Source organism: Frigoribacterium sp. Leaf172 (assembly GCF_001424285.1).
GTDB lineage: Bacteria > Actinomycetota > Actinomycetes > Actinomycetales > Microbacteriaceae > Frigoribacterium.
Map to the genome: position 1 here is coordinate 160,478 of NZ_LMPB01000002.1, position 15,801 is coordinate 176,278.

At 71.2% G+C, this 15,801-nt stretch carries 14 protein-coding genes; 9 read left to right on the top strand and 5 right to left on the bottom strand.

Translation table 11 applies throughout. The annotated features are described in order from the left end of the window. Positions 1 to 23: 23 nt before the first annotated feature. Both ASF89_RS07040 and ASF89_RS07045 read left to right on the top strand, forming a co-directional pair. Complete coding sequence (locus ASF89_RS07040; protein WP_055797814.1) at positions 24 to 965, top strand: DnaJ domain-containing protein; 942 nt, start codon at positions 24 to 26, stop codon at positions 963 to 965. 38 nt (positions 966 to 1,003) lie between these two features. Beyond that, positions 1,004 to 1,912, top strand: coding sequence for an NUDIX hydrolase (locus tag ASF89_RS07045; RefSeq protein WP_235484028.1), 909 nt, complete (start codon positions 1,004 to 1,006; stop codon positions 1,910 to 1,912). A gap of 150 nt (positions 1,913 to 2,062) precedes the next feature. On the opposite strand, the gene ASF89_RS07050 is transcribed toward ASF89_RS07045, so the two are convergent. After that, the gene (locus tag ASF89_RS07050) at positions 2,063 to 3,577 is read right to left on the bottom strand and encodes a S1C family serine protease (RefSeq protein WP_235484030.1); all 1,515 of its coding nucleotides are present in this window, start codon (positions 3,575 to 3,577) and stop codon (positions 2,063 to 2,065) included. Between the two features lie 231 nt (positions 3,578 to 3,808). Here ASF89_RS07050 and ASF89_RS07055 point away from each other — a divergent pair, with 231 nt between their 5' ends. The 3 genes from ASF89_RS07055 to ASF89_RS07065 all read left to right on the top strand — a co-directional run bounded on the left by ASF89_RS07055 (position 3,809) and on the right by ASF89_RS07065 (position 5,701). Then, positions 3,809 to 4,297, top strand: coding sequence for an FHA domain-containing protein (locus tag ASF89_RS07055; RefSeq protein ID WP_055813435.1), 489 nt, complete (start codon positions 3,809 to 3,811; stop codon positions 4,295 to 4,297). Then, complete coding sequence (locus ASF89_RS07060) at positions 4,297 to 4,995, top strand: MerR family transcriptional regulator (RefSeq protein ID WP_055813438.1); 699 nt, start codon at positions 4,297 to 4,299, stop codon at positions 4,993 to 4,995. Before ASF89_RS07055 ends, ASF89_RS07060 begins: the two co-directional genes overlap by 1 nt. Positions 4,996 to 5,152: 157 nt before the next feature. Then, a complete protein-coding gene (locus ASF89_RS07065; protein ID WP_055797800.1) occupies positions 5,153 to 5,701 on the top strand; it encodes a MerR family transcriptional regulator in 549 nt (182 codons plus the stop codon). A gap of 97 nt (positions 5,702 to 5,798) precedes the next feature. Here ASF89_RS07065 and ASF89_RS07070 read toward each other — a convergent pair whose 3' ends face one another. Next, positions 5,799 to 6,611, bottom strand: a complete 813-nt coding sequence (locus tag ASF89_RS07070; protein ID WP_055797797.1) for a ParA family protein — start codon at positions 6,609 to 6,611, stop codon at positions 5,799 to 5,801. A gap of 103 nt (positions 6,612 to 6,714) precedes the next feature. Here ASF89_RS07070 and ASF89_RS07075 point away from each other — a divergent pair, with 103 nt between their 5' ends. Then, entirely contained in the window at positions 6,715 to 7,212 is a 498-nt protein-coding gene (locus ASF89_RS07075; RefSeq protein ID WP_055814747.1) for a peptide deformylase, read from the top strand. A 55-nt stretch (positions 7,213 to 7,267) separates the two neighbouring features. Here the strand turns inward: ASF89_RS07075 and ASF89_RS07080 are convergent, their stop codons facing one another. Continuing rightward, positions 7,268 to 9,106: a long-chain fatty acid--CoA ligase gene (locus ASF89_RS07080; RefSeq protein ID WP_055813441.1), complete on the bottom strand. Its 1,839-nt coding sequence runs from the start codon at positions 9,104 to 9,106 to the stop codon at positions 7,268 to 7,270. Positions 9,107 to 9,209: 103 nt separating this feature from the next. On the opposite strand from ASF89_RS07080, the gene ASF89_RS07085 reads away from it, so the two are divergent. Genes ASF89_RS07085 through ASF89_RS07095 form a run of 3 tightly spaced genes read left to right on the top strand, consistent with a single transcriptional unit; the run spans position 9,210 to position 12,316 of the window. Beyond that, entirely contained in the window at positions 9,210 to 10,160 is a 951-nt protein-coding gene (locus ASF89_RS07085; protein ID WP_055797790.1) for an ROK family glucokinase, read from the top strand. Positions 10,161 to 10,200: 40 nt separating this feature from the next. Further along, on the top strand, positions 10,201 to 10,890 hold the full coding sequence (locus tag ASF89_RS07090) for a 1-acyl-sn-glycerol-3-phosphate acyltransferase (RefSeq protein ID WP_055797788.1): 690 nt from the start codon (positions 10,201 to 10,203) through the stop codon (positions 10,888 to 10,890). 55 nt (positions 10,891 to 10,945) lie between these two features. Beyond that, positions 10,946 to 12,316 (top strand): class II 3-deoxy-7-phosphoheptulonate synthase, encoded by a 1,371-nt coding sequence (locus ASF89_RS07095; protein WP_055797785.1) that lies wholly within the window; start codon positions 10,946 to 10,948, stop codon positions 12,314 to 12,316. 120 nt (positions 12,317 to 12,436) lie between these two features. Here ASF89_RS07095 and pknB read toward each other — a convergent pair whose 3' ends face one another. Together pknB and ASF89_RS07105 are read right to left on the bottom strand one after the other, a co-directional pair. Then, the gene (pknB, locus tag ASF89_RS07100; protein WP_055813444.1) at positions 12,437 to 14,404 is read right to left on the bottom strand and encodes a Stk1 family PASTA domain-containing Ser/Thr kinase; all 1,968 of its coding nucleotides are present in this window, start codon (positions 14,402 to 14,404) and stop codon (positions 12,437 to 12,439) included. Between the two features lie 75 nt (positions 14,405 to 14,479). Next, positions 14,480 to 15,793 (bottom strand): LysM peptidoglycan-binding domain-containing protein, encoded by a 1,314-nt coding sequence (locus ASF89_RS07105; protein WP_235484032.1) that lies wholly within the window; start codon positions 15,791 to 15,793, stop codon positions 14,480 to 14,482. Positions 15,794 to 15,801: the final 8 nt, after the last annotated feature.

Genomic DNA, 15,801 nt, shown 5'->3' on the forward strand with positions numbered 1-15,801 from the left:
CCGCCGCCGGTATCCTCGTCGTCGTGACGCCCAGCCCCGCCTCCTCGACCCCGTACGAGGTCCTCGGCGTCCCCTCGTCCGCATCGGACGACGACCTGCGCCGCGCGTACCGTCGTCTGGCCCGCGAGACCCACCCCGACCTCGGCGGCACGGCCTCGGCGTTCCGGGCGCTGCAGCTCGCGTGGGAGCAGATCGGCACTCCCGAGGCGCGGGCCTCCTACGATCGCCGTCGGCCGACGTCCGCCGACTCCGCGCGCACGTCCGCGTCCTCGGCGGCCCCGACCTGGGCACCGCCCGCGCGGGAGGCGCCGCGCACCGACTCGAAACCGCGCGCCCGCGTGCACGGGCACCCCGGCGGCGCGAACCGGGAGCGCTATCTCGAGCTCATGCGCGAGTGGGTCGGTCGCGGCGTCCCCCTCGACGATCCGTACGACGAGAGACTGGTCCGCACCGCGCCTCCCGAGATCCGGCACGTCCTGGCCGACGCCCTCGCTGAGGAGGCCACGGTGGCGACCGTGACGGATCTCGGCATCGCCTTCACGATCTGGAGCGACGTCGACGCGGGGGTCGAGGGCAAGCTCGATCACATCGTGCTGGGCCCCGCCGGGCTCTTCGCCATCCAGTCGTCCGACTGGGGCGGCGAGGTCGCCCTGACCCGAGGCGAGCTGACGGGCGCCGGCATCCCCGAGCACGAGAGTCCGGTCCGCGATCTGACCCGTCAGGCGCGCGCCGTCCGGCGCGACACCCGGGTGTCGTTCACGCACCAGCTCATCGTCGTGCCCGACGACGACTTCGCCGCGGCGCTCGAGCCGGCCGGTCGGGGTCGCCGGGGTGCGACTCACGTCCTGCGGCGCTCGCTCCTGCCCCAGGTGCTGCGTCACGGGCCCGATCTGTCCGATCGCACGACCATCTCCGACGTCTTCGAGATCCGCGAGCGACTGCAGCAGACCGTGCGCTTCGTCTGAGGACGACCCCGTCGTCCCGGGTGTGGCAAGCTCGACCCGTGAGCATCCACGGACCCGCCGACGGCTGGGTCGAGAGCCCTGACGGCCGCAGGTTCTGGGGGCGGGCCGGGGCCGCAGGTCTGCTGGTCATCGATGCCGACGAACGCGTCCTCCTGCAGCATCGCGTCGAGTGGAGCCACTTCGGCGGCACCTGGGGTCTGCCCGGCGGGGCACGGCAGTTCGACGAGACCGCCGTCGAGGGCGCCCTCCGCGAGAGCGGCGAGGAGGCCGCCGTGCCGGGGGAGGCCCTGCAGCTGCTGTTCGCCTCCGTGCTCGATCTCGGCTTCTGGTCGTACACCACCGTCGTGGCGCGGGTGACCGAGCCCTTCGACGCGATCGTCTCCGACGCCGAGAGCCTCGAGCTCCGATGGGTGCCGCGAGACGAGGTCGACGCCCTGCCGCTCCATCCCGGGTTCGCGGCCTCGTGGTCGGGGCTGTCGGCGCACCTCGACACGCGCGTCCACCTGATCGTCGACGCCGCCAACGTCGTCGGATCCCGACCCGACGGCTGGTGGCGTGATCGTGCCGGGGCCGCCGCGCGCCTCCTCGGCGATCTGCAGGCGGGCTCGGCGGAGGGCCTGCCTGCGTCTCTCGTCCTCGACGAGACGACGGACGCCGAGCCGTCCGCGGGGGCGCCGACCTCGTGGTGGCCGTCGATCACCGTCGTGCTCGAGGGTGAGGCGACGGCGGCGGCGGCGCAGTCCACGGGCCCCGGCATCGACGTCGTCCGTGCGCCCGCCGACGGCGACGCGGCGGTCGTCGAGCGCGTCGACGGCATCCTGGGATCGACCCCGGAGGCGCGGGTCATCGTGGTCACAGCCGACCGGGCCCTCGCGGGTCGCGTCGAGCGCCTCGGGGCCCGTGTCGTGGGGCCGCAGAAACTCCTGGCAGCCCTCGCCCGCGACTGAGCCCGCCCTCGCCCGCGACGTGGTCCGGCCGCGCCCGCGACTGAGTCGACCTCGCGGCGACCCGGTCCGGCCGTCCATACGACTGCGCCCGCCGTCGCCGGGTGGGCGACGACGGGCGCGTCAGCGTGCGGAGGAGGTCCGCAGCAGGGATCAGGCGGCGGGGCCGTCGCCGAGGGTGACGGTGGCCGTGTGCGATGCCCCGGCCGCGTCCGTCCAGGCGATCGAGACGCTGTCGCCCGAGTCGTGGGCCTGCACCGCGGCCGTCAGAGCGGAGGCGTCGCCGACCGGTGCACCGTCCAGCGCCGTGATGGTGTCGCCCGCGACGAGTCCGGCGGACGCCGCCGCGCTGCCCTCGACCGTCCCGGCGATCGTCACGCCCGCCACGGCGCCGCCGGTGGTCGTATCCGCGATCTGCGCCCCCAGGAACGCCGGGAGTCCGATCCGGATCGTGCCGCCGCCGGTCCCGGCGACGATGCGCTTGGCGATGTCGAGGGCCTGGTCGACGGGGATCGCGTACCCGGTGATCGGTGTCGTCCCCGAGGAGGCGGCGGTCACGATGCCGATGACGTCGCCGTCCGCGTCGCGGAGCGGGCCGCCCGAGTCGCCCGAGACCACGTCGGACTGGATCTCGATCAGCCCCGACAGCGACTCGCCGCCCGTGCCGGTCTCGCTGCGCACCTGGATGGACTGATCGGTGGCGAGGACGCTGCCCTCCGCGGTGACGAGATCGCCGGTGCCCTCGGCGTTCCCGGTGGAGTGCACGGCGTCGCCGGCCGAGACGTCGGCGGAGTCGGCGAACGAGACGGGTTCGAGACCCGACGCGTCGCGCAGCTGCAGCACGGCGACGTCGTTGGTGGCGTCCGTGCCGACGACGTCGGCCGTGTAGGTGCGGCCGGTGGACTCGTCGGTCACCTCGATGCTGGTCGAGCCCTGCACGACGTGGTTGTTGGTCAGGATGAGCCCGTCGGAGTCGAGGATCATTCCCGTGCCCGCGGACTTGTACGACTCGTCGTAGTTCAGGGTGGAGACGATCGTGACCACTCCGGCGGTCTCCTCCGCGGTGGCCGGCGTCGCCGTCGACTCGGTCGTTCCCGTCGATCCCTGCGATCCCGACGTGCCGCCCTGTCCGTCGCCGGTGCCCTGGCCGTCTCCGAACGGCGACGTTCCCGCCCCGCCCTGAGGGCCCGTGTACTGGGGCGCCAGCTGGATCGACTGCTGCTGCGACGCCGCCTCGGCCGCCGCCGTGCCGACGGTGTGCCCGAGGGCGTAGGCCGCGCCTCCGGTCCCGCTCGCGGCGATGATGAACGCGGCGGCGGCGCCGGTGACCAGCATCCAGCGGCGGGGGCGGCGGCGCGTCGGTCGGGCGAACGCCTCGGGGACGCCCGGAGCTCCGGAGGGGCGGGTCCGGTCGGCGTTCGGGCTCGCGTCGTACGACTGGTGCGTCCCGTCGCCGCCGCTCATCCACGACGGTGCCGACGAGTTCACGTAGCGCGCGTCGGACGCCCCGGTGACGTGGGGGAGGGTGCGGGCCTCGGCGGGGGGAGTCCCGAGTCGGGCGGCGTCCTCCGGGGAGGGACGCGTTCCGTCGGTGGGGGGCGTCGGGGGCGTCGTCTCGCCGTTCGTGCCGTTCGTGCCGTTCGCGGCGTCGCTCTCTCGGTCGTACATGGGGTGCCTCCTGTGGCTGCGGTGGTGCGGTGAGATCAGACAAGCGCCGCTCCCCAAGGAATCCCTATGACCAGCCTCGGAGGCGGTGGGGAGTTCCATGAGGAGCAGCACGGAGGCGGACGGAGGCGCGACGACAGACGGATCGTTCCCGCCCGACGGGAGGGTCTTCCCTCCGACGTTGCGGAGCGGGCCGCGAGTTCCGATACGCTGGGAGGCCGAAGGAGGTCCACGATGGCAGAGCACGCCAATCAGGTACCCGGCGAGCACTCCGGTGCTCAGGGCGCCCATCGCGAGGTCGACACCACTCTCAGCTTCAACGAGGAGTTCCAGGCTCAGCTGGCGGCTCTCGAGGGCGGGGTCTCGACCGACGAGCGCGAGGCCGTCGCGGCGCTCCCGTCCGGCTCGGCGCTCCTCGTGGTCCGTCGCGGGCCGAACATCGGGGCTCGCTTCCTCCTCGACTCCGACATCACGGTGGCGGGGCGGCACCCCGATGCCGGCATCTTCCTCGACGACGTCACGGTCAGTCGCAAGCACGCCGAGTTCCGCCGTTCGGGCACGACGTTCAGCGTCGTCGACCTCGGCTCCCTCAACGGCACGTACTTCGACGGGGTGCGCATCGACGAGACGCTGCTCAGCGACGGCGCCGAGGTCCAGGTGGGCAAGTTCCGTCTCACGTTCTACGCGTCGCGCGTCGACCTGGCGCACCTGGCGATCAAGTAGTGCCCCGAACCGCCGCCGCTCGGTCGCCGCAGACCGGGCCGACGGATCTCCTGACGATCGGCCAGGTCCTCTCGAGGCTGAAGCCCGAGTTCCCCGACCTCAGCAACAGCAAGCTCCGGTTCCTCGAGGAGCGCGAGCTCGTCACGCCCGTGCGCACGCCGTCCGGATATCGCAAGTTCTCGCCGGCCGACGTCGAGCGCCTCCGATTCATCCTCGGTCTGCAGAGAGACCACTACCTCCCTCTCAAGGTCATCCGCCAGCATCTGGCCGACCTCGACGCCGGTCGTCCGACGGCTCTGCCGTCCGGTGCCGGCGGGGTCTCGCTGGTGACGTCTCCTCGACGCCTGTCCCGCGACGAGCTGATCGCGCGCACCGGTGCGACCCCGGGGCTGATCGACGACGCGGTGGCGGCCTCGCTGATCCCCGCGGCGGAGCACCACGGCGACGACTCGGTCACCGTTCTGACGGCCCTCGTCGAGCTGAAGAAGACGGGCATCGAGCCGCGTCACCTCCGGACCGTCCGGGTCGCCGCCGAGCGGGAGCTCGACCTGATCGAGTCCGCGGTCGCCTCCGTCGCCCGGCGCCGCGACGCGGCGGGTCGAGCCCGGGTCGCCGAGCTGTCCCGCGAGCTCGCCGAGCAGCTCGACGTCGTCCGTCGGGCGCTGGTCCGCTCGGCCCTCGACCGACTCGACACGTAGACGCGCGGCCGCGCGGCGAATATCCTCGACACGCCGGGGTGTCCACGCGAATGTCGTCTCGTCCAGGTCCCGTTGTGGGTACCGTGGGTCCAGGTCAAACCATCAACCCGACGTTGAACGTTCCGGGTCTGGACGAAGCACAGCGGAAGGCAGCGGCATGAGTGAGTCAGGTTCCCCCGAGGGGTCCCGTTACGAGCTGGGTCTGCTGTTCACGGACGGGATGCCCGACCTCGACGCCGACAGCGGGTATCGCGGCACCGTCGCCGCTCGAGCGGCCGGAATCAGCTACCGCCAGCTCGACTACTGGGCCCGGACGGGTCTCGTGGAGCCCACGATCCGCAGCGCAGCGGGTTCGGGATCCCAGCGGCTCTACGGATTCCGCGACATCCTCGTCCTCAAGCTCGTGAAGCGGCTCCTCGACACGGGCATCTCGCTCCAGCAGATCCGGACGGCCGTCAACCAGCTGCGCGAGTCGGGTGTCAGCGACCTGGCTCAGACCACGCTGATGTCCGACGGTGCGAGCGTCTACCTGTGCACCTCCGACGACGAGGTCATCGACCTCGTGAGCCGCGGGCAGGGCGTCTTCGGCATCGCCGTGGGCAAGGTGCTCCGCGAGGTCGAGACCAGCCTCGTCGAACTCGACAGCACCCCGGCGGCCGACCCGTCCGACGAGCTGGCCGCGCGACGCGGGACTCGCGCCAGCTGAGGCGGTCTCCCTCCCGCTTCGAGACCTCGCACCAGAACCCCGAAGAGCCCCCGCCGATCGGCGGGGGCTCTTCGTGTGAGAAGCGGGGGAGTCGGCGTCAGCGGGCCGCGGGCTCCGCGTAATCGCCGATCTTCGCGGTGCGCATGATCCGTTCGAGCAGCTGATCGAAGTTGCGCGCCATCTCCTGCGCGCTCTCCCCGGGCCAGACGTGCAGAGGCTTCGCCGCGCCCTGAGCCTGCTGCAGCGACGTGCGCTCGGGCAGCTGAGGACTGAGCACCAGCGGGCCGAACATGTCGCGGAGCTCCTTGATGCGGAACTGGTGCTCGATGGACTGCACCCGGGCGCGGTTGACGATGATACCCAGCGGCTGCAGGCGGGGCGAGAGTCCCCGGCGGATCTCCTCGATGGCCCGGAGGGCACGGTCAGCCGCCGCGACGCTGAACAGTCCGGGCTCGGTGACGACGGTCACGCGGTCCGAAGCGGCCCACGCCGTCCGGGTGAGGGCGTTGAGCGAGGGCGCGCAGTCGATCAGGACGAGGTCGTAGTCGGCCTCGACGTTGGCGAGCGCCTCCTCGAGCTTCCAGATGTCGCGGATGGAGGGGTGCGGACCGTCGAAGTTGATGGCGGAGGGGCTGCCGATCATCACGTCGATCTTGCCCTGTCGGCCCTTCGTCCAGCCGCTCGGTGCGATGGCCGCTCGGACGGTCTTCTCCTTCGGAGACGCCAGGACGTCCGCCACGTTGAGGTGACCGGCGACGGTGATGTCGAGGCCGGTCGACACGTCCGACTGCGGATCGAGGTCGACCACGAGGGTCCGGAGGCCTTTGGCGAAGGCGGCCGACGTGAGTCCGAGCGTCACCGTCGTCTTGCCGACGCCCCCCTTGAGTGAGCTGACGCTGAGTACATGCACGAGCCTCACGATACCTTCACTACTGTTGAAGAGCCTAAAAGCCACGTCGGCGAGCTCGAATCCCCTCGTCCGTCCCACTTGAGCACCCAAGGAGGTGCACGCCGTGAGCGTGAGATCCATCCGTCTGTTCGGCGACCCGGTCCTGCGGTCGACGTCCGACCCCGTCACGCTCGGCGACCCGCGGTTGGCGTCGCTCGTGGCCGACCTCCTCGACACCGTCCGCGAGCCCGGTCGCGCCGGGGTCGCGGCCGCGCAGATCGGCGTCGGCCTCCGCGCCTTCAGCTACAACGTCGACGGCGAGGTCGGCTACGTCCTGAACCCCGTGCTGGTCGAGGCGTCGGGCGAGCGGGAGCTGGTCGACGAGGGATGTCTGTCCGTTCCGGGGTTCTGGTTCCCGACGCCGCGCTGGTCGTACGCGCGGGTCGAGGGCGTCGATCTCGACGGAGAGCCGGTGGTCCTCGAGGGGACCGGTCTCATGGCCCAGGCTCTGCAGCACGAGACGGACCACCTCGACGGCATCCTCTACGTGATGACGCTCGAGCCCGCGACGCGACGCGAGGCCCTCCGCGAGATCCGCATGAGCGACTGGTGGCGCGCCTGATCCTCGGCGAGCCGGGCCGAGCCGGCCGGGCTGGGCCCGGCCGGTCGACGGCAGCTCAGCTCGCGGGGTGGGTGACCGTCCGGACGGAGTCCGTGCTGGGGTAGACGGTGTAGAGGTCCGCGATCTGCGGGGCGAAGTCCTTCAGGACGATCGCCCGCTTGATGCTCATCTTGGGCGTCAGGTGTCCGCTCTCCTCGGTGAGTTCGAGGGGCAGCACGATGAACTTCCGGATCGACTCGGCGCGAGAGACGGCCGTGTTCGCCTCGTCGACGGCCCTCTGGATCTCCGCGAGGACGACGGGGTGCTCGGCGGCCTCGGCGAGCGGCATGTCCGCGGCCTCACCGGCGTTGTTCAGCCAGACCGGCAGCATCTCGGTGTCGAGGGTCACCAGGGCCGAGATGAACGGCTTCTGATCGCCGACCACGACCACCTGCGCGACGAGGGGGTTCGCCCGGATCGGGTCCTCGAGGACGGCCGGTGCCACGTTCTTCCCACCGGCGGTGACGATGATCTCCTTCTTGCGACCGGTGATGGTGAGATAGCCGTCGGAGTCGATGGATCCCAGGTCCCCGGTGCGGAACCAGCCGTCCTGCAGCACCGCGGCCGTCCCCTCCGGGTCGTTCCAGTAGCCGGCGAAGACGTTCTCGCCCTTGATGAGGATCTCGCCGTCGTCGTCCGTCCGGATCGAGACGCCCGGCAGGGCGGGGCCGACGGTGCCGATCTTGAACTTCGAGACGAGGTTCACGGATGCCGGAGCCGTCGTCTCCGTCAGCCCGTAGCCCTCCAGGATGCGGATGTCGAGACTGCGGAAGAAGTGCCCGAGACGCGTGCCGAGCGGGGCGGAGCCCGACACGGCGTAGCGGATGTTCCCGCCCATGGCCTTCTTCAGCTTGCTGTAGACGAGCCGGTCGAAGAGCGCGAAGCGCAGCTTCAGGCCGAGGGGCACCGTGCCCTCGTCGAGGGCCTTGCTGTGCGCGATCGCGACCGCCACCGCGCGACGGAAGATCGCTCCCTTCCCCCCGGTCTCGGCCTTCTGCTCCGCGGAGTTGTAGACCTTCTCGAACACCCGGGGCACCGCGAGCAGGAACGAGGGCTTGAACGAGGCGAGCGAGGGGAGGAGCTGCTTGGTGTCGGCCTGGTGCCCGACGCGGACCCCCGCGTGCACCGACATCACCGCGATGAACCGCGCGAACACGTGGGCCGTGGTGATGAAGAGCAGCGTCGACGAGCCGGGGGCCACGACGTCGGACATGGCGAGCGCGGCGTTCCGACTCGTCTCGACGAAGTTGGCGTGCGTCAGCACGCAGCCGCGCGGGCGTCCCGTGGTGCCCGAGGTGTAGATGATCGTCGCGAGGTCGTCCGGTCCGGCCGCCGAGCGGCGGCGCTCCAGCTCGTCGTCATCGACGTCGGCGCCCGCGGCCGCGAGCTTGTCGAGGTCGCCGAGGTCGATCTGCCAGACGTGGGTGACGTCGGGGAGGTCGGGGTGCACCTCGTCGAATCGCGCGAAGTGGTCGGGCGTCTCGAGGATGAGAGCCACGGCACCCGAGTCGCTGAGGTTCCACTGGACCTGGGCCGGCGACGACGTCTCGTAGACGGGCACGAGCAGCGCTCCGGCGAACCAGGTGGCGAAGTCGACCAGGGTCCATTCGTACCGGGTGCGGCACATGAGCCCGACGGCGTCGCCGGGACGGATGCCCGCGGCGATCAGTCCCTTGGCGAGGGCTCGCACCCTGGTCAGGAAGTCGGCGGCGCTGATGTCCGACCAGCCCCCGACGCCGTCGGGGACGGCGAAGAGAGCGGCGTCGGGCGTGGCCCGGACGCGGTCGATCAGGAGGTCGGTCGCGTTGGCGTTCACGTCGGGCTCCACGGCCAGGGGGACGGTGTGTTCGTTCACGGCAGCTCCTTCGGTACCGAACGATGGTCCTCCTCACCCTAGCGGGGAGGCCGCCGGTGCGGCATGCCTCGTCGAGGGGACGCCGGGGATAGACTCGACGCTCGTGCAGGCAATCGGAATCGACATCGGCGGAACGAAGATCGCGGGTGGCGTCGTCACCGAGCTCGGCGAGATCGTCGCCGAACGACGGGTGCCGACCCCCGCGGGCGACTCGCGAGCGATCGTCGACGCCGTCGTCGAGATGATCACCTCCCTCCAGTCCGAGCACCGCGACGTCGTCGCGGCCGGGGTGGCCGCGCCGGGCTTCATCGACGCGGCCCAGTCGACCGTCTACTACACGCCGAACATCGCGTGGCGGAACGAGCCCCTCCGTGCTCTGCTGTCCGAACGACTCGATCTGCACATCACGATCGACAACGACGCGAACGCCGCGGGCTGGGCCGAGTTCCGCTTCGGCGCCGGCCGGCTGGCCAGCGACATGACCATGCTGACGATCGGCACCGGCGTCGGCGGCGCCATCGTCGCCCAGGACCGTCTCCTCCGCGGCGGCTTCGGCACGGGTGGCGAGCTCGGCCACCTCCGTGTCGTCCCTGACGGTCTGCCGTGCGGTTGCGGCGCCCGCGGGTGCATCGAGCAGTACGGCTCGGGTCGTGCACTGCTCCGCATGGCCGGCGAGGTCGCCGACCGGCCCGGAGCGGGTGCCGCTCTGGCGGCCGTCCGCGAGGCCAAGGGGGAGCTCACCGGTCATGACGTCAGCGAGCTCATGAAGGCCGGAGACCCGGGTGCCATCGAGGCCCTCCGGGAACTGGGCGGCTGGCTGGGGCAGGCGGCCGCCTCCCTGTCCGTCGTCCTCGACCCTCAGATCTTCGTGTTCGGCGGCGGCGTCGCGCAGTCGGGCGAGCTGCTGCTCGCCCCGGTGCGCGAGGCCTATCTGGCGCACCTGCCGGCCCGCGGCTATCACCCGGAGCCCGAGTTCGTCATCGCCGAGCTCGTCAACGACGCCGGCGTCGTCGGCGCGGCCGACCTCGCCAGACTGCACGCGACCGGGCTCTGAGCCCGACCGACCGACCGCTCCATCGACGAGGGATGCACCGATGCTCTACTGGTTCTTGAAGACGCTCATCGCGACGCCTCTCGTCCTCTCGGTGTTCCGTCCGTGGGTCCGCGGAGCCGAGAACGTTCCGGCGTCGGGCGCCGTGATCTTCGCCAGCAACCACCTGTCGTTCGTCGACTCGATCTTCCTGCCCATCGCCCTGGACCGTCGCATCTCGTTCCTGGCGAAGAGCGACTACTTCACCGGCCGGGGCATCAAGGGCTGGGCGATGCGTTTGTTCTTCACGGCCACGGGTCAGCTGTCGATCGACCGCTCGGGCGGCAAGGCCTCGGAGGCCTCTCTGGCGACGGGTCTCTCGGTCCTCCGCCGGGGTGAGCAGCTCGGCATCTACCCCGAGGGGACCCGCAGTCCCGACGGCCGTCTCTACCGCGGTCGCACGGGCGTCGCCCGGATGATCCTCGAGGGGCACGTGCCCGTGATCCCCGTGGCGATGATCGACACCGAGCACGTCATGAAGACGGGGACCAAGATCCCCAAGATCCGCCGGGTCGGCATCGTCTTCGGCGAGCCCCTCGACTTCAGCCGCTTCGAGGGCATGGAGGGCGACCGCTTCATCCTGCGGTCCATCACGGACGAGATCATGTACGAGCTCAACGCGCTGAGCGGGCAGGAGTACGCCGACGTGTACGCCTCCAGCGTCAAGGAGAAGCGCTCCGCCTCCACGCGGTAGGCTCGCTCGTCGGGGTCGTTCGGCCCCGAGCCCGCTGACGCCCGCAAGGAAGACCGTGACCCAGCTCAGAGATCCGTTCGCAACGTCCGACACCGACGTCGTCGAGGGTCTCGACTATTGGCGCACCCTTCCCATCAAGCAGCAGCCGTCATGGCCCGACCCCGCGGCCGTCGAGGCGGCCTCGGCCGAGATCGCCACGCTGCCTCCGCTCGTGTTCGCGGGCGAGATCGACACCCTCCGCGATCGGCTGGCCTCCGCCGCGCGGGGCGAGGCCTTCCTCCTGCAAGGGGGCGACTGCGCCGAGACCTTCGCCGGCGCGACGGCCGATCAGATCCGCGATCGCGTCAAGACGATCCTGCAGATGGCCGTCGTCCTGACGTACGGCGCCTCCATGCCGGTCATCAAGATGGGCCGCATGGCCGGTCAGTTCGCCAAGCCCCGATCGAGCGACGACGAGACGCGAGACGGCGTGACCCTGCCGGCCTACCGGGGCGACATCGTCAACGGCTACGACTTCACCCCCGAGTCCCGGCGGGCCGACCCGGCGCGACTCGTGAAGGGGTACCACACCTCGGCGTCGACGATAAACCTGATCAGGGCCTTCACGCAGGGAGGTTTCGCCGACCTGCGTCAGGTGCACAGCTGGAACCGCGGCTTCGCGGCCAACCCGGCGAACGCCGCCTACGAGCACCTCGCGAAGGAGATCGACAAGGCGATCCGATTCATGGAGGCTGCCGGGGCGGACTTCGACGAGCTCAAGCGCGTCGAGTTCTACACCAGCCACGAGGGTCTCCTCATGGACTACGAGCGCCCGATGACGCGCATCGACTCGCGGACGGGCGACCCCTACGTGCTGTCGTCGCACTTCGTGTGGATCGGCGAACGCACCCGCGACCTCGACGGGGCGCACGTCGACTTCCTGTCGAGGGTGCGCAACCCGATCGGCGTGAAGCTCGGCCCGAGCACGACACCCGACGACATGATGCGCTTGATCGACAAGCTCGACCCCGAGCGCGAGCCGGGTCGACTCACGTTCATCACGCGCATGGGCGCGGGGAGGATCCGCGATGCGCTGCCGCCCCTCCTCGAGGCGATCACGCGTGCGGACGCCACGCCCCTGTGGGTGAGCGACCCGATGCACGGCAACGGCCTCACGACGCCCACCGGGTACAAGACCCGCCGCTTCGACGAGATCATGGACGAGGTCAAGGGCTTCTTCGAGGCCCACCGCGCGGCCGGCACGCACCCGGGCGGCATCCACATCGAGCTGACGGGCGACGACGTCACCGAGTGCCTCGGCGGTTCGGAGCACATCGACGAGGCGACTCTGGCCACTCGCTACGAGTCGCTGTGCGATCCGCGACTGAACCACATGCAGTCGCTCGAGCTGGCATTCCTCGTGGCGGAGGAGCTCGCGGCGAACTGAGCCGCCGCTCCCTGCCGTCCCGGGCCTCCGTCGTTCACCGGCGGGGGCCCGCCGTCACGTCATCACGAGCGGATCACGACGAGCGGATCAGGAGGCGCGGGCCCGCAGGGTCCGTCGGCGTCAGTCCGCCCGGTAGCTGAGGGTCACGGTCGAGCCCACGAGGGCCGTCCCCCCGGCGCCGGGATCCGACGCGGTGACGGGCAGCGCGGCCTCCCAGTCGTAGAACGCGCAGGTGAACTTGGCGCAGTCGTCGTAGCTGACCCGCAGCCCGAGGGCCTGCAGCTGCGCCGTCGCGTCGTCCAGGGTCTGCCCGGTGACGTCGGGGACGGTGACCGGGGCCGGGCCGTCCGACACGACGAGGTCGAGGGTCGCACCCGGCTTCACGGGGCCGTCGGCCTGGGGCTGCGAACGGATGACCGCCCCGGCGGGGACATCGCTGCTGTACTCGCGACCAGCCTCGGCCCCGGTCAGCCCGGCCTTCTGCAGCGTGGCCTGGGCCTCCGAGAGCTCCTGTCCGGCGACGTCGGGGAGGGGTCCGAGCGACACCGTCAGTGTGACCGGCTGCTGCTCGCCGTACGTCGAGCCCTCGGCGAGTCCCATGGCGTTGCCGTCGCCGCCGACACCGGCGATGCCGATCACGGTGCCGGCGTCCTTCTCGTCGAACTGTCGGATCGGGTCGGTGAGCGCGAAGTCCGCCAGTGCTGATTCAGCGGCGTCGAATGAACCGCCGACGACGGACGGCACATCCAGCTGCCGCGGCCCCTGCGAGACCACCATCGTCACCGTCGATCCCTTGGGCTGACGGCTCGTCGCGTCGGGCTCGGTGCCCGTCACCTGCCCGGCGGGGACGTCGACGGAGAAGTCCCCGCGGTTGTCGGGCGCGACCTCGAAGCCGGCCTCGATCAGCTGCGAGGCCGCCGCCGCCGGGTCCTGGCCCGCGACGTCGGGTACAGCGGCCTCGGCGCCCGGGCCGGAGCCGAACCACCAGCCCGCACCTCCCGCGACGAGCGCGAGCAGGATGACGATCACGAGCAGGATCGCGCCGCGACGGTGACGGCGGGCGGCGTCGTTCTGCAGTCGCTCGGCGTTGCTGTCGGACTCCGGGCCGATCGGGCCGGTCCGGTGCCGTGCCTTGGGGACGATCTGCGTGTCGGCCGTGGCTCCGCGGCCCGGGCCGGGCAGGACCGCGGTCGCAGCCGCGGAGGGCAGGACCATCGTGCGGTTCGCCGGCGGGCCGGAGGGGTCCGCCAGGGCCCGTTGCACGTCGAGCAGCTGGTCCAGCAGGGCGCGGGCGTCGCGGGGTCGATGCTCGGGGTCGCGGGCGGTCGCCCAGAGGACGAGCTCGTCGAGCTCGACGGGGACCGAGGGGTTGACGATGCCGGGGGCGGGGACCGTGTCGTTCGCGTGCTGGTAGGCGATCTGCATCGGCTGCTCGCCCTTGTAGGGCTGTTCGCCGGTGAGCATCTCGTAGAGCATGATGCCGAGCGCGTAGATGTCGCTGCGGGTGTCGGCGATGCCCCGGGTGACGAGCTCGGGGGAGAGGTAGGCGATGGTCCCGAGCAGCGCCGCGCCCGTGGCGGTGTTCGCCGTGGCGGCCCGGGCGAGGCCGAAGTCGCCGATCTTGATGCGACCGTCGTCGGCGAGGAGGACGTTCTCGGGTTTCAGGTCGCGGTGGACGATGCCCGCACGGTGGGCGGCGGCGAGACCCGACAGCACGGCCTCCAGGATGTCCATGGCCTGCTCGGAGGTGAGCACCTTGTGGTCCTGCAGGAGCTCGCGCAAGGTGATGCCGGGGAGGTACTCCATGACGAGGTAGGCCGAGTCGTCGTCCTGGCCCTGGTCGAAGACGTTGACGACGTTCGGGTGGGCGAGTCTCGCCGCCGAGCGCGCCTCCTGGATGAAGCGCTCCTTGAAGGAGGCGTCGTCGGCGAGGTGCCCGTGCATGATCTTGATCGCGACGCGGCGCTCGAGGCGGAGGTCGGTCGCGAGGTAGACGGTGGCCATGCCTCCGCGGGCGATGCGCGAACGGACCTGATAGCGATCGTCGATGAGCCGGCCGATCATCGGGTCAGTCTGGTTCACGCTCACGCGCTGATTTTACGGTGATCACGCGCCCGAGACGCGTCAACTCACCGGCCGACCGAGAAGTGGCCGGAGAGCCGCCTAGCCGAGGGCCGCGAGCCAGGAGGCAGCGGGGGCCTCCCACTTCGCGTAGGCCGTCGGGTACGCCGAGATCTGCACGGCCTGGGCAGCACCCGTGAGCGACATCGACGTCCAGCCGGGGATGTCCAGCAGGCCGCGGGTGTAGCCCCTGTTCGGGTTCGTCGGTCCGCCGAAGAACAGCTTGGTCGCATGCACCGGGTCCGTGAGCTGGGCGCGGGTGCCCCATCCGGTGCTCGGTCGCTGCTGGTAGAGGCCGACCGAGTCGCGGTCGCCGTGATCGATGTTGCGGAGGCTCGACTCCTGAGCCGCCGCGGCCAGGGCGATGACGATCGCGCGGTCGCTCGCCCCGATCTGCCGGCCGACGGCGATGATGGTGCGCGCGTTGCGCTGCTGCTCGGCGCTGAGGGACGTGCCGGACGAGACCGGGACGGCCGACGTGGCCGCCGGGGTCGTCGTGGGAGCGGAGGTGGAGGCGCCGCCCCGGCCGGGGATGGTCAGCTTCTTGCCCGCGTAGATCGTGCTGGTGATGCGCAGGCCGTTGGCGGACAGCAGGGCCTGGACGCTCGTGCCCGTGTTCGCGGCGATGCGCGAGAGGGTGTCGCCCGTCTTGATGGTGTACGAGCCCCCCGAAGCGGCCGGAGCGGACGGGATCCTCGACGGGGCGGGGGAGGCCGAAGACGATCCTCCCGGGACCGACAGCTTCTGGCCGGGGTAGATGATGCTCGACCAGCCGAGGCCGTTCGCGGCCAGGAGCGCGGAGGTCGCGACGCCGTGCGCGCCGGCGATCGAGCTGAGGGTGTCGCCGCGCTTGATCGTGTAGCTGCGCGCGGAGCCCGAGGAGGCGCGGCTCGGCTGGGTCGAGGCCCCTCCCGCGACAAGGCTCAGCGTCTGCCCGGGGAAGATCGTGGACTTCCAGCTCAGTCCGTTGAGGGCCAGGACCGAGGCTGTGCTCAGGCCGAAGGACCCGGCGATGGTCGCCACGGTGTCGCCGCTCTTGACCGTGTACGACGATGGGGCGATGACGGAGGCGCGGGAGGCGGCCAGCTCGACCACCGCCTCCTCGACCACGGTCGTCCCGGCGGTCTCGATCGCCGGCAGCACGGGGCGGGGCGCGGCCTGGGGCTTCTTCACCTTGTCGGAGGCGTCGTCGAGTGAGGAGATCGGGCCGGTCAGCCCGAGGCCGAGGGCCATCGAGCCCACGAGCATGATCGGCACGGTGTTCATCATCGAACGGGCGATGCGACCGGTCGCCCGGGGGTCGTCGCCGGTGGTGTCGATGCGGCCGAAGGCGCTCGTCGTCTGGCTGTCGTTCATGAGGTGAT